Genomic DNA, 17,869 nt, shown 5'->3' on the forward strand with positions numbered 1-17,869 from the left:
CCGTGGCCCCCCGTCCCGCACCGGACGAGGGGCCACGGCGTTCCGTGGGGGCTGATCGCCCGTTACGAGGAGAAGCGCTGGTTCGCCGAGCCGTCGCAGGTCCGCAGCCGGATCGCCTCCTTGGCCGCGCCCTGGGTCAGGCACAGGCCGGTGGCCGCGGCGGGCCGGATCGTGGCGCCGTCGCGGACGAACCTCTGGTTGGCGGCGCCGCTGCAGTTCCAGACGATGAGAGCCTTGCCGGACTCGTAGGCCGCGCCGGGGACGTCCAGGCAGCGGTCCTGGGTGAGCTCGGTGTGCAGGGTGCGGCGGGCGGAGTCGTACCACCAGCCCTGGTTGCGGCCGCCGTGGCAGTCCCAGCCGAGGACGGCGGTGCCGTTGGCGGACTCCGAGGCGTTGACGTCCAGGCAGTTGCCGGTGGCGGCGTTCTTCAGCGGCCGGTACGCGTCGTCCCAGGCAACCGGGAAGAGCGTGGGCGTGCCGGAGGAGTCGACGTCGGAGCAGCTCGCCTCGCGCAGGCCCGAGTCGTAGAGCTGGGTGAGGCAGGACGCGAAGGCGCCGTGGCCGCGGTAGTTGGGGTGGAAGGACTGGCGGGCGGTGTTCTCGTCCCACGGGAAGTGGTCGGCGAGGTCCAGGTAGAGCCCGCGGGCCCAGGCGTCCTCCATGCAGACCTCGTGGCCGTGGAAGAGCCGCGAGTTGTCCAGGTAGACCGCCCCGGTGTTGCGGGCCGCCGCGCGCATGCCCTGCTCGAAGGCCGGCACCGCGGAGTTGCGGCCCCACTTGGCGTCGGAGTCGTATCCGGCGCAGCCGCCGGGGAGCTTGCCGGGGAAGTCGGGGTTGTCGTAGATGTCGGGGCCGATCGGGCTCGGGTAGCCCATGACCACCAGCTTGTACGCGTCGTCCGCGTACCCCGCTCCGCGCATCACGGTGCGCAGGTCCCCGATCGTGGCCTCGACCTTGGGGCGCAGCCCGTCGACCCGGGCCTGCCAGCCGGGGGCGTACTTCGGCTCGCAGGCGCCCTGGCTGAGCACCCAGCGGGTGACGCAGTCGGTCATGACGGGGCCGAACTGGAGGTCGTCGTTGGCGCCGGCGACCAGGACGATCATCTTGATCCGGGTGTTGCGGGCCTTGATGGCCAGACTGTCGCTCTGGACGAGCTCGTCGGCGTACTGCTTCGAGCCGCCGATCCGGATGTTCCCGGTGTACGCGCCCGAGCAGGCCACGTTGAAGGTGAGGTCGGCGGCGATCCCGGTCCGGTGGATCGCGGTGTCGGGCGAGCGGTGGCACTGGTTGGACGAGGTGTTGGTCGCCGGGTCGTAGTTGCCGACCCCCTCGCCGGAGATCTCGCTGTCGCCGAGCGAGATGAGTCCGGTCCTGCGCTCGGTGAGCGGCCGTTCCTCCGGGCTGCCGTAGATCTGGGTGGCCTCGGCGGCGCGGATCGCCTCCAGCTCCGGGGAGAGCGGTGTGGAGGTGATTCCGGTGGCGGTGATTCCGGCGGCTGCGCTCGTGTCGGCCGCGCCGGCGGGGGTGGCGGCCGTCATGCTGCCGAGGGCGGCCGCGGCAGCGGCGAGGGCCGCGACCGGCCAGCGGAGTCTGTACCTGGTGCGCGTCATTGCGCCTCCTGGAAGTGGGGTTACCCACGGTTTTTACTGGCCGGTAAGCGACTTGGGAATACATCGAACAAGACAAGTGCTCATGTTTTTCGGGGGGTTCGGGGGGTCGCCCCCCTCGATGAGCACCGTGCAGGAGGTTGACGAACCATGAGCGACGAAGAGACCGGCACCGGCGGCTACCGCGTGGAGCACGACTCCATGGGCGAGGTGCGCGTCCCCGCCCACGCCAAGTGGCGCGCCCAGACCCAGCGGGCGGTGGAGAACTTCCCGGTCAGCGGCCAGCGCCTGGAGCGCGCCCACATCGCGGCGCTCGCCCGGATCAAGGCCGCGGCCGCCACGGTCAACGCGGAGCTCGGGGTGCTCGACCCCGAGGTGGCGCGGGCCGTCCGGGAAGCGGCGGACGAGGTCGCCGAGGGGCGTTGGGACGAGCACTTCCCGGTGGACGTCTTCCAGACCGGTTCCGGCACGTCCTCGAACATGAACACCAACGAGGTGCTCGCCACCCTGGCCACCGAGCGGCTCGGCCGGGAGGTGCACCCCAACGACCACGTGAACGCGTCCCAGTCCTCCAACGACGTCTTCCCGTCCTCCATCCACATCGCGGCGACCGCCGCCGTGACCCAGGACCTGATCCCGGCACTCGACCGTCTGGCCGTCTCCCTGGAGCGGAAATCAGCCGAATTCGCGAGCGTCGTGAAGTCCGGCCGCACGCACCTGATGGACGCCACCCCGGTCACCCTCGGCCAGGAGTTCGGCGGCTACGCGGCGCAGGTCAGGTACGGGATCGAGCGGCTGCGCGCCGCGCTGCCGCGGCTCGCCGAACTCCCCCTCGGCGGCACCGCGGTGGGTACCGGCATCAACACCCCGCCCGGCTTCTCCGCCGCCGTGATCGCCGAGGTGGCCCGCGTCACCGGACTGCCGCTCACCGAGGCCCGCGACCACTTCGAGGCGCAGGGCGCCCGGGACGGCCTGGTCGAGACGTCCGGGCAGCTCAGGACCATCGCGGTCTCCCTCACCAAGATCGCCAACGATCTGCGCTGGATGTCCAGCGGCCCGCGCACCGGCCTCGCCGAGATCAACCTGCCCGACCTCCAGCCGGGCTCCTCGATCATGCCGGGCAAGGTCAACCCGGTGGTCCCGGAGGCGGTCCTCATGGTCGCCGCGCAGGTGACCGGCAACGACACGACGGTCGCGGTGGCCGGCGCGGCCGGGAACTTCGAGCTCAACGTGATGCTGCCGGTCATGGCCAAGAACCTGCTGGAATCCGTACGCCTTCTGGCCAACGCCGCCCGGCTGCTCGCCGACCGCACGGTCGACGGCATCACCGCCAACACCGAGCGGGCCCGCGAGTACGCCGAGTCCTCCCCGTCCGTCGTCACCCCGCTGAACAAGTACATCGGCTACGAGGAGGCCGCCAAGGTGGCCAAGAAGTCGCTGGCCGAGCGCAAGACGATCAGGGAGGTGGTCCTGGAGTCGGGGTACGTGGAGCGGGGCGACCTGACCGCCGAGCAGCTCGACGAGGCGCTCGACGTCCTGCGCATGACTCATCCGTGACCTTCGCCGCAGCGGCGTCCGGAGCTCACCCCTAAGATCTGCGCATGACAGGATCCGGCCGCTCCCAGCACTGGGCGCCGGGGGATCAGATCCTCTGGCGCTACCGCGACAACGGCACCGGCGACGTGCACATCTGCCGCCCGGTGACCGTCGTCCAGGACACCCCGGAGCTGCTCGCGGTCTGGATGGCACCCGGCACCGAGTGCGTGAAGCCGGTGCTCGCCGACGGCAGCACCCCGGTCCACGAGGAGCCGCTGGCCACCCGCTACACCGCGCCGCGCACCACCGCGCGGGCGCACTGGCACGGCACCGGGGTGCTGAAACTGGCCAGGCCCGCCGACCCGTGGTCGGTGTGGCTGTTCTGGGACCGCGGCTGGCGCTTCCGCAGCTGGTACGTCAACCTCGAGGAGCCCCGGACCCGCTGGTCCGACGGCGTCGACTCCGAGGACCACTTCCTCGACATCTCCGTCTACCCCGACCACAGCTGGCTGTGGCGGGACGAGGACGAGTTCGCCCAGGCCCAGCGGGCCGGCCTGATGGACGCCGCGCAGGCCGCCCGGGTCACGGAGGCCGGCAGGTCCGCCGTCGAACTGATCCACGCCTGGGGACCGCCGTTCTCGGCCGGCTGGGAGGACTGGCGGCCCGACCCCGCCTGGCCCGTACCCGAACTGCCGGCCGACTGGGATCGGACTCCGGCGCACACGGCACCATGAGACCCTTGCTGCGCCCCCCGGGGGCAAACGTAGGATCGTCCTCCGCACGTACTCGACCGCGTACTCGACCACGTACTCGACCACACCCGATCGATCGGATCGAACGTCACCGACCCGGCACGACACAGGACCTGACCACACGTCATCCAGATTGCCTCATGAGGGGGGAGAGCAGTGCCGGACCCGTGCGCGGACGCCCCGCCGCCCTTCTCCAGATCCTCCAGATCGAGCGCGTGCCGTTGGTTTAGCCCCGCCGAAGGCGCGGCATCGGCGAGAAGAGCGCGTGCAACGCACCACCGGCCCGGACGGACGGAATCCCAGGCGTGACGGAGCATCCCACCTCCCACGAAGGCCGCAAGGCGATGGCCGACCGGCCGCAGGAACGCACTCGCCCCCGCCAGGACACGGCGGCGACGAGCGCGGCCGCGGCCGCTGTCGCCGTGCCCGCACCCGCGCCGGGCGGCGGCCCGGCCGGGGCCGACGGCGCCGCCGCGCGCCGCGAGGGCGACCGGCTGCGGTTCGTGGGCGCCGCGACGCGGCGGATCGCGCGCGGCCTCGACCTCGACGAGATCGTCCTCGGGCTGTGCCGGGCGACCGTCCCGACCTTCTCCGACGCGATCCTGGTCTATCTGCGCGACCCGCTGCCGGTGGGCGACGAGCGCCCGGCCGAGCCGTTCGTGCTGCGGCTGCGCCGCACCGACCGGCTGCGGTTAACGGACCTGGAGGGCGAGGAGCTGGTCCTCGTCCCCGACCCCGACCCGACGCCCGCCGCGGAGCTCTGCGAGGTCCGCTCGGGCAGCGCGCTCGCCGAGGTGCTGCGCGGGGTGCGGCCGGTGCCCGGCGACTCCCCCGCCGCCCGCGCGGCGCTGCCGGAGCTGCTCGGGCCGGAGCACCCGCTGCCGCCGGGGCTCCGGGCCATACTCGCGCCGCTGCGGGGGCGGCGCCGGGTGATCGGCGCGGCCGTGTTCCTGCGGCGCCCCGAGCGGGCCGGCTTCGAGCCGAACGACCTGCTCGTGGCGGCCCAGCTGGCCACCCACACCGCGCTCGGCATCGACAAGGCCGTGCTCTACGGGCGCGAGGCCTACATCGCCGACGAGCTGCAGCGCACCATGCTGCCCGACTCGCTGCCGCAGCCCACCGGTGTGCGGCTGGCCTCGCGCTACCTGCCGGCGGCCGAGACGGCCCGGGTCGGCGGCGACTGGTACGACGCGATCCCGCTGCCCGGCAGCCGGGTCGCGCTCGTCGTCGGCGACGTCATGGGCCACTCCATGACCTCGGCGGCGATCATGGGCCAGCTGCGCACCACCGCGCAGACCCTGGCCGGGCTCGACCTGCCGCCGCAGGAGGTCCTGCACCACCTCGACGAGCAGGCCCAGCGGCTCGGCGAGAACCGCATGGCCACCTGCATGTACGCGGTCTACGACCCGGTCTCGCACCGGATCACCATCGCCAACGCGGGCCATCCGCCGCCGATACTCCTGCACCTGGGCGGCCGCGCCGAGGTGCTGCGGGTGCCGCCCGGCGCGCCGATCGGCGTGGGCGGGGTGGACTTCGAGGCCGTCGAACTCGACGCGCCCGCCGGGGCGACGCTGCTGCTCTACACCGACGGTCTGGTGGAGTCCCGGCTGCGTGACGTGTGGACCGGGATCGAGCAGCTGCGCGAACGCCTCGCGGCGACCGCCCAGCTCACCGGCCCGGACCACTCGCCTCCGCTGGAGGCGCTGTGCGACGACGTGCTCGACATGCTCGGCCCCGGCGACCGGGACGACGACATCGCGCTGCTCGCGGCCCGCTTCGACGGGATCGCGCCGAGCGACGTGGCGTACTGGTTCCTCGAACCGGAGGACGCGGCCCCGGGCCGGGCCCGCCGACTGGCCCGCCGGGCACTCGCCCGCTGGGACCTGGAGGACCTCACGGACTCCGTGGAGCTGCTCATCAGCGAGGTGGTCACCAACGCCGTGCGGTACGCGGAGCGGCCGGTGACGCTGCGGCTGCTGCGCACCGACGTGCTGCGCTGCGAGGTCGGCGACGACTCGCCCCAGCTGCCCCGGCAGCGCCGGGCCCGGGAGACCGACGAGAGCGGGCGCGGGCTGTTCCTGGTGAACCGGCTCGCCCGGCGCTGGGGCGCGACACGCCTTTCGGGCGGCAAGGTGGTGTGGTTCGAGCTGGCCACGCGCTAGAGCCTGTCCGGCGGATCGCGGCCCCGACCCTGATCCGCCGGACAGGCCCTGGGCCCGGAGCCGTACCGTACGAGCACATACAGGAGGCCGGACCCCTCTCCCAGGGGTCCGGCCTCCTTCGTGTCACTGGCCTCCGGGCCGGCTGTCGACGATGCCCGTGCCGTCCGGCGGGGGCTGGATCGTCGGCTCGGTCGTCTTGGTGCCGGTCGGGATCGGCGGCAGCGGCGGAGTCGTCGCGGTCGCCGTGGGCGGCTGCGTCGGCGTGGTGCCGGTCGGCGTCGGCGGCTGCGGCGGGGTGGTCATCTCCTCGGAGGCCGACGGGGTCGGCGACGGGGAGTCGCTCGCGCTCCCGGTCGGCGTCGGCAGGCCGGTGTCGCCGCCCGAGGTGCCGTCGGTCTCCAGGTCGAAGGAGGCGCTGGAGCCGCCGCCGAGGGCGGTGGTGGTGTAGGCGCCCCAGATCTGGGCCGGGGTCTTGCCGCCGTTGGCGCGGCCCGGGTTGATGGTGTCGGTCAGGGTGACCTGGTTGCCCTTGACGTCCTCACCGAACAGGCCGACGGCGGTGACGAGTTCGGGGGTGTAGCCGACGAACCAGGCCGAGCGGTTGTTCTCGGAGGTGCCGGTCTTGCCGGCCGCCTCGTAGTCGCCTGCGGCGCGGACGCCGGAGCCGGACTGGACGACGCCCTGCATGGCCTTGGTGGTGGTGTCGGCGGCCTCGCGGCTGATGACGCGCTCGCCGATGGACTTCACCGGGTCGGCCTTGCGGTCCTTGTGCTCGGCGGACTTCACCAGGCTCGGGGTGACCTTGACGCCGTGGTTGTCGAGGGTGGCGTAGGCGCCGGCCATGTCCATGGTGGAGGCGGTCATGACGCCGAGCGACATCGAGGGCCCCTCGCCGAAGTCCGCGCCGTCCTTCAGGCCGAGCGCGATGCCGGTCTGCTTGGCCTTGGCGAAGCCGACGTCCACGATCATCTGGGCGTAGACCGAGTTGATCGAGCTGTTGGTGGCCCTCTGGACGGTGACCGGGCCGTAGCTCCGGTTGTCCTCGTTCTCCGGGGAGAAGGGGATGCTGCTGCCGACGACCTTGCGCTTGCTGGTGCCGTCGTAGATCGTGCCGAGGCCGATCTTCCGCCCGTCCTGGGTCAGCGAGCGGTTGTCGAGCGCGGAGGCGAGCACGATCGGCTTGTACGTGGAGGCGGGCTGGTAGTCGCGCCGGGTGGCGTTGTTCGTCCAGTGCTCGGTGGCGCCGATGCCGCCGTACATCGCGACGACAGCGCCGGTCTTCGGGTCGACGGAGGTGGCGCCGGCCTGGACGGTGGCGTCCTTCTCGTCGCCCTTGCGGTCGAGCTTCTTCTCCAGCTGCCTGTCGACCGCCTGGACGAGGGCCTTCTGCTTCTTCTCGTCGATGTTGAGGGTGATCGTCCAGCCGCCGGCCTTCAGATCCTCCTCCTTGACGCCCTGGCGCAGCAGCTCCTGGTTCGCCGCCTCGACGATGTAGCCGCTCTGCCCGCTCATGCCCTTGGGGGCCTTGGGCTTCTGCGGGGCGGGGAACTTCATCCCGGCCCGCTCGCCGGCGTTCAGCCAGCCCTCCTCGACCATGTTGTCGAGGACGTAGTTCCAGCGGGCCTCGACGAGCTTGCGGCCCTCGGGTCCCGCGGAGGTCCAGTCGTACTGGCTGGGGGCCTGGAGCACGGAGGCGAGGTAGGCGCCCTGGGCGACGTTGAGCCTGGTGGCGTCGACGCCGTAGTAGGCCTGTGCGGCGGCCTGGATGCCGTAGGCGTTGCGGCCGTAGTAGCTGGTGTTGATGTAGCCGGCCAGGATCTCGCTCTTGCTCATGTTCTGGTCGACCTTGAGGGCGATGACCATTTCCTTGAGCTTGCGGGTCGCCGTCTGGTCCTGGCTCAGGTAGTAGTTCTTGACGTACTGCTGGGTGATCGTCGAGCCACCCTGCTTGCCCTTGCCGGTGAGGGTGTTCCACGCGGCGCGGACGGTGCCCTTGATGTCGACGCCGTTGTCCTTGTAGAAGGTCTTGTTCTCGGCGGCGACGAAGGAGCGCTGGACGTCCAGCGGGACCTTCTCCAGGCCCACGATCTCGCGGTTGATCTTGCCGGTGCGGGCGAGCACCTTGCCGTTGGCGTACTTGTAGACGTTGCTCTGGAGGGTCGCGTCCGCGTTGGCCGTCGGGACCGGGACCATCAGGTAGACCGCGTAGAAGGCGCCCATGGCGAGCAGGCAGCCCACGAAGAACGTGCCCAGGATCTTCTTCCAGGTGAAGAGGCGGCGTATGCGCCCGCGCTCCCCCGCCCGGCCCTTGCCTGTTCGGCCCATGTCCTCGTTCGCTCCGCTCGTGCCGCTCGTCGTCCGTGTCCGTCGTCGAATCAGCTTGGAAAGCTAACACCGCCCAATACGACATAGGGCGATCGATCCGACTTTTCCGGGCGTGAGAATCAGCACCCACCCCCGACGGAACCGACGCGTGACAGGCCGGGATGGTTGTGTGCCACCGGTCACAGTCTGTGCGTTCGAAGGGTAAAGCCTGGATATGGGACTGCTGTTGACGCCCCGCCAGGTGGCTATACATCGTGCGTATACACCCCGTGTAGAGTGAGACGCATGTCCATCGGTCACACCCTCCTCGGACTCCTGGAGTCCGGCCCGCGCCACGGTTACGACCTCAAGCGGGCCTTCGACGAGCGCTTCGGCCACGACCGGCCGCTGCACTACGGGCAGGTCTACTCGACGATGTCCCGCCTCCTGAAGAACGGCCTCGTCGAGGTCGACGGCATCGAGGCCGGCGGCGGCCCCGAGCGCAAGCGGTACGCGATCACCGAGGCCGGCATCACCGATGTCGAACGCTGGCTCGCCGCCCCCGAGAAGCCCGAGCCGTACCTCCAGTCCACGCTCTACACCAAGGTCGTCCTCGCCCTGCTCACCGGGCGCGGTGCCGCCGGGATCCTGGACACCCAGCGCGCCGAGCACCTGCGGCTGATGCGCGAGCTGACCCGGCGCAAGAAGGACGGCGACCTCGCCGACCAGCTGATCTGCGACCACGCCCTGTTCCACCTGGAGGCCGATCTGCGCTGGCTGGAACTGACCGCCGCCCGGCTGGACCGGCTCGCCGAGGAGATCCGCCGATGAGCGACGCGAAGGGCGCCCTGCTGCGGGCGAACGGCCTCGACAAGAGCTACGGGCCGACGGCGGCGCTCACCGGCGCCGACTTCTCGCTGCGCGCCGGGGAGGTCGTCGCCGTGATGGGCCCCTCCGGCTCCGGCAAGTCGACCCTGCTGCACTGCCTGGCCGGCACCATCCACTACGACGGGCGCGAGCTCACCGCGATGAGCGACGCCCGGCGCAGCGCCCTGCGCCGCTCCGACTTCGGCTTCGTCTTCCAGTTCGGACAGCTGGTGCCCGAACTGACCTGCGTCGAGAACGTCGCCCTGCCGTTGCGCCTGAACGGCGAGCGGCGCCGGGCCGCCGAACAGCGGGCCCGCGACTGGCTGACCCGCCTGGAGGTCGAGGACGTGGCCGGAAAGCGCCCCGGGGAGATATCCGGCGGGCAGGGCCAGCGGGTCGCGGTGGCCCGCGCGCTCGTCACCGCCCCGCGGGTGATCTTCGCCGACGAGCCGACCGGCGCCCTCGACTCGCTCAACGGCGAGCGGGTCATGTCGCTGCTCACCGACGCCTCCCGGGACACCGGCGCCGCCGTCGTCCTGGTCACCCACGAGGCCCGGGTCGCCGCCTACTCCGACCGCGAGATCGTGGTCCGCGACGGCTCGGTCCGCGACACGGAGTGGGCGGCATGAGCGGCTGGCTGCGCGACCTCGCGCTCGGCGCCCGCTTCGCCGTCACCGGCGGGCGCGCCGGCCGGCTGCGCACGCTCCTCACCGCGACCGGCATCGGCCTCGGCGTCGCCCTGCTCCTGGTCGCCGCGTCGATGCCGAACATGCTGTTCCAGCGCGAGGTACGGGAGTCGGCGCGGCAGCCCGACGCCAGTTACGAGGTCGCCGAGCCCGGCCCGGACACCTTTCTCTACGTCCGCACCGAGACCGTCTACCGCGGCGACGCCGTCACCGGTCTGCTGCTGCGGCCCGAGGGACCGAAGGCGGCCGTCCCGCCCGGCGCCGCGCGGATACCCGCGCCCGGCGAGATGCTGGTCTCCCCCGCACTGCGCGAGCTCCTCGACTCCCCCGAGGGCGCCCTCCTCAAGCAGCGGCTGCCCTACAGGGCGGTCGGCACCGTCGGCGAGGCGGGACTCATCGGCCCGGCCGAACTGCGTTATCTGGCCGGGACGGACACCCTCACCACCGACACCTACGACGGCCGCGGCCGCACGTACGGCTGGTCGGTGCCCGAGGAACCGATGAACGCGTTCCTGCTGCTGCTCGTCGTCATCGCCTGTGTCGTCCTGCTCCTGCCGGTCCTCGTGTTCATCGCGACCGCCGTCCGCTTCGGCGGCGAACAGCGCGACCGGCGGCTCGCCGCGCTGCGCCTGGTCGGCGCCGACACCGCCATGACCCGGCGGATCGCGGCCGGCGAATCGCTCGCCGGGGCGCTGCTCGGCCTCGCCGCCGGCGCCGGCTTCTTCGCCGTGGCCCGGCAGCTCGCCGGCACCGTGCGGATCTGGGACGTCAACGCCTTCCCGGCCGACGTCTCCCCGGTGCCGTGGCTCGCCGCGGTGATCGTCGCCGTCGTGCCCCTCGCGGCCGTGGTCGTCAGCCTGTTCGCGCTGCGCGGCGTCGCCATCGAGCCCCTCGGCGTGGTCCGCACGGCCACCCCCCGGCCGCGCCGGGTCGCCTGGCGGCTGATCCTCCTCCTGGCCGGCGTGGCCGTCCTCGTACCGAGCGTGGACGACGTGGAGATCACCGGGACCGGCATCGAGACCCCGGGCATCGCGATCGGCGCCACCCTCGCCCTGATCGGCCTGACCACCCTGCTGCCCTGGCTGGTGGAGGCCCTGGTCAAGCGGCTCCGCGGCGGCCCGGTGGCCTGGCAGCTCGCCACTCGCCGGCTCCAGCTGAGCAGCGGCACCGCTGCCCGTACCGCGAGCGGCATCGTCGTCGCCGCGGCCGGCGCGATCGCCCTGCAGATGCTGTTCCAGGCCATGCAGAGCGACTTCATGCGGCCCACGAACATGGACACCGCCCGCGCCCAGCTGCAGACGCGGGTCGACGCCCGGTCCGCCGACGACGCCCGCCGGACGATCACGGCCCTGTCGAAGACCACCGGCGTCACCGGCGTCATGGGCGTCATCGAGTCGCATGTGTGGCGGTCCGGACCGCCCGAGAAGGGCGAGGAGTTCGGCGCCATCACCTCCGCCTTCGTCGGCGACTGCGCCTCCCTGCGGGAACTGGCCGTGCTGCCGTCCTGCGCCGACGGCGACGTGTTCATCGCGCTCACCCACGGCCAGGAGGGCCCCGAGGACTCCTGGGTCACCCGGACCGCGAAGGCCGGCGCGACGGTCGCCCTGCGCGAGCCGCAGGCCCACGGCAAGGAGCCCGTGCCGACCTGGCGGATCCCGGACAGCGCGCGCACCGTCGAGTCCCGGCGCGACCCCGGGGGCCAGTACCAGTTCGGTGTGCTCGCCACCCCGAAGGCCCTCGACGCCGCCCGGCTCGACATGCCCGTGGCCGGTGCCATGATCCGGATCGACCCGGCGGTGCCGGACGCCGAGGAGCACGTACGGAACACGGTCGCCGCCCTCAGCCCGCTCACCCGGGTGCAGACCCTGCGGAACATGGAGCGCGACGCCCAGTACTCCAGCGTCCGCACCGGCATCCTGGTCGGCGCCACCCTCACCATGCTGCTCGTCTCGGTGTCCCTGCTCGTCACCACCCTGGAGCAGCTCCGCGAGCGCAGACGGCTGCTCTCCTCGCTGGTCGCGTTCGGCACCCGTCGCTCCACCCTGGGCTGGTCCGTGCTGTGGCAGACGGCCGTGCCGATCGCGCTCGGCCTCGCCCTGTCGGTGGCCGGCGGGCTCGCGCTCGGTGTGGTGCTGCTGCGGATGATCGGCAAGCGGGTCGAGGACTGGTGGGTGTTCCTGCCGGTCGCCGGCGTCGGCGGCGCGCTGATCCTCCTGGTGACCCTGCTCAGCCTGCCTCTGCTGTGGCGGCTGATGCGGGCGGACGGGCTGCGTACGGAATGAGCCACGTACGGGACGACACGCCGCGGTGGTGCGCGTGTCAGCACCGTCGGACCTGATGATCACCGTACAAGTCAACTTCTCGGCCTTGAAGGACCGGCCTTGTCGGCTCGGTCCAGGCCCGACGCTTCGACCCTTCGGGGCCGCGAACAGGAGGTCAACTCACTGCCCGCATCCCGTTACCCAGGGTGAGCTGCGATGGTCCACTCGCGACCGCAGCACCCGAGGTCTTCTTCACCGGGCCCGGCAAGACCCAGTCGTGGATGCGCGACCACTACGCCTAGGGGGAGGCGTCCGTGCTCCTGCCCGGCCAGTACGCGTCGCCCTCAAGGTCCACACGGTTCAGCCCACGGGCCGGTCACCGGGGACGGCCATCCTGACCGGGAGGCGGCGCATCGCCTCCCGCAGCGAGCCCGCCAGCTCCGTGAACTCGGACTGGCGGGCCGTGCCCGTCCGCATCGCGAGCGCGATCCGCCGCGACGGCGCCGGATCGGCGAACACCCCGGTGAACAGCGCCGCGTTCCGCGCCGTCTCCACCTTCACCGCGGTCCGCGGCAACAGCGTCACGCCGAGCCCGCCGGCCACCAGCTGCACCAGCGTCGACAACCCGGCCGCGGTCGTCGTCACCGGCGCCCCCTCGGTCCGGCCCGCCTCCCGGCAGATGTCGAGCGCCTGGTCCCGCAGACAGTGCCCCTCGTCCAGGAGCAGCAGCTTCAGCTCCCTCAGCGCCTCCCGCGGAATGTCCGCCCGTCCCGCCAGCGGATGTCCCTGGGGCATCACGAGCACGAAGTCCTCGTCGAACAACGGCAGCTCCGTCACGCCCGGCACCCCCAGCGGCACCGCGAGCAGCAGCAGATCGAGCCGCCCGGCCGCGAGCCCGTCGAGCAGCGAGGAGGTCTGCTCCTCGTGCACCTGCAGGTCCAGCTCCGGATACCGGCTGTGCACGAGCCGCAGCACCGTCGGCAGCAGATACGGCGCCACCGTCGGAATCACCCCGAGCCGCAGCACCCCGGTGAACGGCGCCTGCGCGGCCTCCGCCTCCTCCATCAGCTCCCCCACCGCGTCGAGCACGGCCTGCGCCCGCATCGCGAGCCGCTCCCCCGCCGGCGAGAGCAGCACCTTCCGCGTCGTACGCTCGAGGAGCTGGACACCGAGTGCCTCTTCGAGAGCCGAAACCGCGCCCGAAAGGGCCGGCTGGCTCATCCCGATCGCCGCCGCGGCGTCCCGGAAGTGCAGCTGCTCGGCGACCGCCGCGAACGCCCTGAGCTGGGAAAGGCTGGGCTGCTTCGCCCGCCGGCCTGGAGTCACTGATAACCACCTTCGATCAACCCGACCCACTCTAGCTATTTCACTGATCAATGCACCCCGTGCCAGGATGTGAGACGTCCAACCCTCATGGAAGCCCCCAAAAGGGATCCTTCCGCACTGCAAGGAGAGCGCGTGCTCACTGTCGGTGACAAGTTCCCCGCCTACGACCTGACCGCCTGCGTGTCGCTGGAGAGCGGCAAGGAGTTCGCGCAGATCGATCACAAGGCGTACGAGGGCAAGTGGCGTGTGGTGTTCTTCTGGCCGAAGGACTTCACCTTCGTCTGCCCGACCGAGATCGCCGCGTTCGGCAAGCTGAACGACGAGTTCGCCGACCGTGACGCGCAGATCCTCGGTGTCTCCGGCGACTCCGAGTTCGTGCACCACGCCTGGCGCAAGGACCACGCCGACCTGCGTGACCTGCCCTTCCCGATGCTCGCCGACTCGAAGCACGAGCTCATGCGCGACTGCGGCGTCGAGGGTGCGGACGGCTTCGCGCAGCGGGCCGTGTTCGTGATCGACCCGAACAACGAGATCCAGTTCGTCATGGTGACCGCCGGTTCCGTGGGCCGGAACCCGAAGGAGGTCCTGCGGGTCCTGGACGCCCTGCAGACCGACGAGCTGTGCCCGTGCAACTGGAGCAAGGGCGAGGACACCCTCGACCCGGTCGCGCTGCTGGCCGGTGAGTGAGCATGGCGCTCGATGAGCTGAAGGCCGCCATACCGGACTTCGCCAAGGACCTGAAGCTGAACCTCGGTTCGGTGATCGGCAACAGCGACCTGCCGCAGCAGCAGCTGTGGGGCACGGTGCTCGCCTGTGCGATCGCCTCGCGGTCGCCGAAGGTGCTCGCCGAGCTGGAGCCGGAGGCCAGGGAGAACCTGAAGCCCGAGGCGTACCAGGCCGCCAAGTCGGCCGCCGCGATCATGGCGATGAACAACGTCTTCTACCGGACCCGGCACCTGCTGTCGGACCCGGAGTACGGGACGATGCGCGCCGGTCTGCGGATGAACGTCATCGGCAACCCCGGCGTCGAGAAGGTCGACTTCGAGCTGTGGTCGCTGGCCGTGTCCGCGATCAACGGCTGCGGCCAGTGCCTGGACTCGCACGAGCAGGTCCTGCGCAAGGCCGGCGTCGACCGCGAGACGATCCAGGAGGCCGTGAAGATCGCCGCGGTCATCCAGGCGGTCGGTGTGACGCTGGACGCCGAGGCGGTCCTGGCCGAGTAGGGCCGACCGGGCCGTACGGTCACGGTACGACGTACACGAGGAAGGGCCCCGGGGTTCATGCGAACCCCGGGGCCCTTTCGCGTACCGCCGCTCACTTCTTCTTGAGCGCCGTCATCAGCTCGTGCGCGTCCTCGACGAGATAGGTCCGCAGCGCGGCCGGGTCGAGTCTCGGCGGCGCGGGAGGCTGCTCGCCCTCGCCGTTCCACTCGACCCCGGTGTTGACCGCGATCCGGAGCTCCGCCTGCCCGTCGAGGACCTCCAGGACCATGGTGTCGTCACTGTCGTTGATCAGGGCGATGTCGCCGATCCCGTCGATCCGGTCGCCGTTGTCCTCGTACGGATCGTGCATCCGGGCCTCGAACTCCGGGCGGGGTCGACGACCCGGTGCAGGGTGTAGGTGACGTCGATCGAGTAGTACACCGGTTTCTCGGTGTCCAGCGTCACGGAGCAGCCGACCCGGTAGAGGGCCGGCCGGTCCAGCTCCGCGGGGGTGCTGGGCTCCTCCCGGCGCCCGAGGGCGGACGAGAGGCCGTGGAAGGCGCCCGCCCGGCACGGGTCGGCCGCGCGGTAACCGCGCAGGTCCGGCCCCTCCGTCCCCGCGTAGCGGTCGTACGCCACGAGTCCGCCGGCCCACACCGCCGAGGCGAGCACCGCGCCGCCGAACGCCCACAGCCAGGGGCGGGGGCGGCGCGCACCAGGCGGCTCCTGGGCCGCCGGGGGCGGGGGCGGGAGGATGACGGCGCCCGGCTCGGGGAAGGCCGGGCCGCCGACGAGTTCGGGTTCGGAGATCACGTGAGGTTCCTCGGTCCCGCGGCGCCGGGGGCGGCGACCGGGGCGACTTCGTAGGCGGTGGCGCCGTGCGGTTCGGGGGCGGCGCGCAGGGTCTGCTCGCTCGTATACGCGCGGAGGTAGCCGACGACGGTGTTGGCGACGGCGACCAGCGGGACGGCGACGACGGCGCCGCCGATGCCGGCGGTGAGTCCGCCGGCGGCGACCGCGAGGACCACGGCGAGCGGGTGGACGCGCACGGCCCGGCCGAGGATGAAGGGCTGGAGCACGTGGCCCTCGATCTGCTGCACGGCGAGGACGACGACGAGCACCATCAGGGCGGTGAACACGCCGTTGGTGACGAGGGCGACGACGCAGGCGAGGGCGCCGGAGATCACGGCGCCGACGAGCGGGATGAAGGCGAACAGGAAGATGAAGACGGCGAGCGGCACGGCCATCGGCACTTCGAGGAACCACAGTCCGAGGCCGATGAACACGGCGTCGATGAGGGCGACGAGGACGGTGCCGCGGACGTAGGAGGTGAGGGTGCGCCAGGCGCGTGGTCCGGCGCCGGCGACTCCGGGCCGGGCCTGGGCCGGGACCAGCTTGAGGGTCCAATCCCAGACCTTCTTCCCGTCGTAGAGGAGGAAGAGGGTGGAGAACATGGCGAGCAGGATGCCGGTCATCGCCTCGACGACCACGGTCACGCCCTGGAGTCCGGCGGAGGTGATCTGTTCGGCGTTGGCACCGATGCTGTCGCTGAGGTTCTTGGCGATGTTGTTGATCTGCTGCTCGGTGACGTGGAAGGGGCTGTCGAGGAGCCAGCGCTTGAGTTCCTCGATGCCGTCCTTGACGCGGTCGGACAGGCTGTCGATGTTGTCCATCACCTGCCAGACCACGAACCAGCCGACCAGGCCCATGATCACGAAGCCGGAGACGGCGGTGACGGCGGTGGCGAGGCCGCGGGGCAGGCCCTTGCGGCGCAGCAGCGCGACGGTGGGCTGGAGGAGGGCGGTGATGAGGAGGGCGGCGACGAAGGCGAGGACGACCAGCTGGACGGAGCTGATCACCTTCATCAGGACCCAGACGGTGCCGGCGAAGACGAGGAGTCGCCAGCTCGCCTCGGCGGCGACGCGCATGCCCCAGGGGATGGCGGCGACGGGGTCGGGGCGGGCGGCCACGGCGGGCGCGTACGACGGCGGGGCGGGTACCGAGCCGGAGCCGGGGCCAGAGCCGGATCCCGATGCGGCGGAGGCGGAGGCAGAGGCGGTGGCGGAGGCGGTGGCGGAGGCCGGTTCGGGGACCGGGGCCACGGCCGGGGCCGACGCGGGGCTCGGGGTCGGCTCGGGCGCCGGCTCGGCGATCGGCTCGGTGGCGGGGGCCGGTGCTCCCAGGGGGTCCCGATCGGCCTGCGCCCGGCGTTCGTCCAGGCGTTCGCCCATGCGGCTGAGGCCCGCACCGGCGCGGTTCAGCCATCCTGGCAGTCTCGACATGCTCTTCCCTCTCCCCCTTCGGGCCCCCGAACCTACACCCACAGACGCGTGCGGCCCCTCACCGAAAGGACGGCGAGGGGCTGCACGGGGTTGAGCGGGGGCCGGAGCGGATCCGGCGGCTGCCCTAGTACCAGCGGTTGGCCTGCCAGAACGACCAGGCGCCGCAGGGGCTGCCGTACCGGCCGTCCATGTAGCTGAGGCCCCACTTGATCTGGGTGGCCGGGTTGGTCTGCCAGTCGGCGCCGGCCGACGACATCTTCGAGCCGGGCAGAGCCTGGACGAGTCCGTACGCACCCGAGGAGGGGTTGGTGGCGCGGTAGTTCCAGCCGGACTCGTGATCCACGATGTTGCTGAAGCACTGGAACTGGTCCGCCGGGATCATCTGGCGGGCGATCGCCTTGACCTCGGAGATGCTGTACGAGCTCTGCGCGGCGAAGCTGGTGGCGTCGCGGACGGCGGACCGGCTGGCGCGCTCGGCCTCTTCCTTCTCCTTGCGCTCCTGCTCGGCCTTGTCGGCGGCCTTCTTCTTGGCCTCGGCGTCCTTGGCGGCCTGGATGCGGGCGGCTTCCTCGGCGGACTTGCGCGCGAGGGAGTCGGCGGCGGCGGCCTGGACGTCGGCCTGCTCGGAGAGCGAGGTGACCTGTACCTGGGCCTGCTCGCCCGCGGGGATGTCCACGAGCAGCGCGGTGTCGGCCGCGGTGGCCTCGAAGTTGTCGTCCGAGGCCTGGGCGGCGTTGCCCGAGGCAACACCCACGACGGCGCCGACGGTGGTGACCGCGGTGGCCGAGGCCACTGCGAATCCCCGGACCGAGATCCGGCTCACACGGTTTCCTTCCACAATCGCCCACAGGGTGACCGAATGGGCGAAATCTTGCCCCTGACGC

15 protein-coding genes are annotated in these 17,869 nt (G+C 71.8%); 8 read left to right on the forward strand and 7 right to left on the reverse strand.

Going from position 1 to position 17,869, the window contains the following annotated elements:
* Positions 1-62 precede the first annotated feature (62 nt).
* Positions 63-1,610, reverse strand: a complete 1,548-nt coding sequence (locus tag AB0M18_RS29085; RefSeq protein WP_365763137.1) for a ricin-type beta-trefoil lectin domain protein — start codon at positions 1,608-1,610, stop codon at positions 63-65.
* A gap of 147 nt (positions 1,611-1,757) precedes the next feature.
* Here AB0M18_RS29085 and AB0M18_RS29090 point away from each other — a divergent pair, with 147 nt between their 5' ends.
* The 3 genes from AB0M18_RS29090 to AB0M18_RS29100 all read left to right on the forward strand — a co-directional run bounded on the left by AB0M18_RS29090 (position 1,758) and on the right by AB0M18_RS29100 (position 6,057).
* A complete protein-coding gene (locus AB0M18_RS29090) occupies positions 1,758-3,164 on the forward strand; it encodes a class II fumarate hydratase (RefSeq protein ID WP_365763139.1) in 1,407 nt (468 codons plus the stop codon).
* A gap of 44 nt (positions 3,165-3,208) precedes the next feature.
* Positions 3,209-3,877 (forward strand): DUF402 domain-containing protein, encoded by a 669-nt coding sequence (locus AB0M18_RS29095; RefSeq protein ID WP_365763141.1) that lies wholly within the window; start codon positions 3,209-3,211, stop codon positions 3,875-3,877.
* A gap of 323 nt (positions 3,878-4,200) precedes the next feature.
* Positions 4,201-6,057, forward strand: coding sequence for an ATP-binding SpoIIE family protein phosphatase (locus AB0M18_RS29100; RefSeq protein WP_365763143.1), 1,857 nt, complete (start codon positions 4,201-4,203; stop codon positions 6,055-6,057).
* Between the two features lie 123 nt (positions 6,058-6,180).
* Here the strand turns inward: AB0M18_RS29100 and AB0M18_RS29105 are convergent, their stop codons facing one another.
* Positions 6,181-8,382: a transglycosylase domain-containing protein gene (locus tag AB0M18_RS29105; protein ID WP_365763145.1), complete on the reverse strand. Its 2,202-nt coding sequence runs from the start codon at positions 8,380-8,382 to the stop codon at positions 6,181-6,183.
* A gap of 285 nt (positions 8,383-8,667) precedes the next feature.
* Between AB0M18_RS29105 and AB0M18_RS29110 the strand changes: the two genes are divergently transcribed.
* The 3 genes from AB0M18_RS29110 to AB0M18_RS29120 are packed head-to-tail and all read left to right on the forward strand — an operon-like array spanning position 8,668 to position 12,196.
* The gene (locus AB0M18_RS29110; protein ID WP_365763147.1) at positions 8,668-9,192 is read left to right on the forward strand and encodes a PadR family transcriptional regulator; all 525 of its coding nucleotides are present in this window, start codon (positions 8,668-8,670) and stop codon (positions 9,190-9,192) included.
* Positions 9,189-9,857, forward strand: a complete 669-nt coding sequence (locus AB0M18_RS29115; protein ID WP_365763149.1) for an ABC transporter ATP-binding protein — start codon at positions 9,189-9,191, stop codon at positions 9,855-9,857. Before AB0M18_RS29110 ends, AB0M18_RS29115 begins: the two co-directional genes overlap by 4 nt.
* A complete protein-coding gene (locus AB0M18_RS29120; RefSeq protein WP_365763151.1) occupies positions 9,854-12,196 on the forward strand; it encodes an FtsX-like permease family protein in 2,343 nt (780 codons plus the stop codon). Before AB0M18_RS29115 ends, AB0M18_RS29120 begins: the two co-directional genes overlap by 4 nt.
* 339 nt (positions 12,197-12,535) lie before the next feature.
* Here the strand turns inward: AB0M18_RS29120 and AB0M18_RS29125 are convergent, their stop codons facing one another.
* Entirely contained in the window at positions 12,536-13,501 is a 966-nt protein-coding gene (locus tag AB0M18_RS29125) for a hydrogen peroxide-inducible genes activator (RefSeq protein WP_365763153.1), read from the reverse strand.
* A 132-nt stretch (positions 13,502-13,633) separates the two neighbouring features.
* Here AB0M18_RS29125 and AB0M18_RS29130 point away from each other — a divergent pair, with 132 nt between their 5' ends.
* Together AB0M18_RS29130 and AB0M18_RS29135 are read left to right on the forward strand one after the other, a co-directional pair.
* Positions 13,634-14,188: a peroxiredoxin gene (locus AB0M18_RS29130; RefSeq protein WP_365763155.1), complete on the forward strand. Its 555-nt coding sequence runs from the start codon at positions 13,634-13,636 to the stop codon at positions 14,186-14,188.
* A 2-nt stretch (positions 14,189-14,190) separates the two neighbouring features.
* Positions 14,191-14,724 (forward strand): alkyl hydroperoxide reductase, encoded by a 534-nt coding sequence (locus tag AB0M18_RS29135; RefSeq protein WP_365763157.1) that lies wholly within the window; start codon positions 14,191-14,193, stop codon positions 14,722-14,724.
* Between the two features lie 91 nt (positions 14,725-14,815).
* Here the strand turns inward: AB0M18_RS29135 and AB0M18_RS29140 are convergent, their stop codons facing one another.
* The 4 genes from AB0M18_RS29140 to AB0M18_RS29155 form a co-directional block, all read right to left on the reverse strand.
* Entirely contained in the window at positions 14,816-15,073 is a 258-nt protein-coding gene (locus AB0M18_RS29140) for a hypothetical protein (protein ID WP_365763159.1), read from the reverse strand.
* Positions 15,013-15,516, reverse strand: coding sequence for a hypothetical protein (locus AB0M18_RS29145; protein ID WP_365763161.1), 504 nt, complete (start codon positions 15,514-15,516; stop codon positions 15,013-15,015). Before AB0M18_RS29145 ends, AB0M18_RS29140 begins: the two co-directional genes overlap by 61 nt.
* On the reverse strand, positions 15,513-16,985 hold the full coding sequence (locus AB0M18_RS29150; RefSeq protein WP_365763163.1) for an AI-2E family transporter: 1,473 nt from the start codon (positions 16,983-16,985) through the stop codon (positions 15,513-15,515). Before AB0M18_RS29150 ends, AB0M18_RS29145 begins: the two co-directional genes overlap by 4 nt.
* A gap of 124 nt (positions 16,986-17,109) precedes the next feature.
* On the reverse strand, positions 17,110-17,808 hold the full coding sequence (locus tag AB0M18_RS29155; protein ID WP_365763165.1) for a transglycosylase SLT domain-containing protein: 699 nt from the start codon (positions 17,806-17,808) through the stop codon (positions 17,110-17,112).
* Positions 17,809-17,869: the final 61 nt, after the last annotated feature.

It is taken from the genome of Streptomyces sp. NPDC051909, assembly GCF_040681095.1.
GTDB lineage: Bacteria > Actinomycetota > Actinomycetes > Streptomycetales > Streptomycetaceae > Streptomyces.

Bases quoted from the DNA above. Each gene is read 5' to 3' on its own strand.
- AB0M18_RS29095 (WP_365763141.1), top strand. From the start codon at position 3,209: ATGACAGGATCCGGCCGCTCCCAGCACTGGGCGCCGGGGGATCAGATC.
- AB0M18_RS29090 (WP_365763139.1), top strand. From the start codon at position 1,758: ATGAGCGACGAAGAGACCGGCACCGGCGGCTACCGCGTGGAGCACGAC.
- AB0M18_RS29135 (WP_365763157.1), top strand. From the start codon at position 14,191: ATGGCGCTCGATGAGCTGAAGGCCGCCATACCGGACTTCGCCAAGGAC.
- AB0M18_RS29120 (WP_365763151.1), top strand. From the start codon at position 9,854: ATGAGCGGCTGGCTGCGCGACCTCGCGCTCGGCGCCCGCTTCGCCGTC.
- AB0M18_RS29140 (WP_365763159.1), bottom strand. From the start codon at position 15,073: ATGCACGATCCGTACGAGGACAACGGCGACCGGATCGACGGGATCGGC.
- AB0M18_RS29115 (WP_365763149.1), top strand. From the start codon at position 9,189: ATGAGCGACGCGAAGGGCGCCCTGCTGCGGGCGAACGGCCTCGACAAG.
- AB0M18_RS29150 (WP_365763163.1), bottom strand. From the start codon at position 16,985: ATGTCGAGACTGCCAGGATGGCTGAACCGCGCCGGTGCGGGCCTCAGC.
- AB0M18_RS29105 (WP_365763145.1), bottom strand. From the start codon at position 8,382: ATGGGCCGAACAGGCAAGGGCCGGGCGGGGGAGCGCGGGCGCATACGC.
- AB0M18_RS29085 (WP_365763137.1), bottom strand. From the start codon at position 1,610: ATGACGCGCACCAGGTACAGACTCCGCTGGCCGGTCGCGGCCCTCGCC.
- AB0M18_RS29110 (WP_365763147.1), top strand. From the start codon at position 8,668: ATGTCCATCGGTCACACCCTCCTCGGACTCCTGGAGTCCGGCCCGCGC.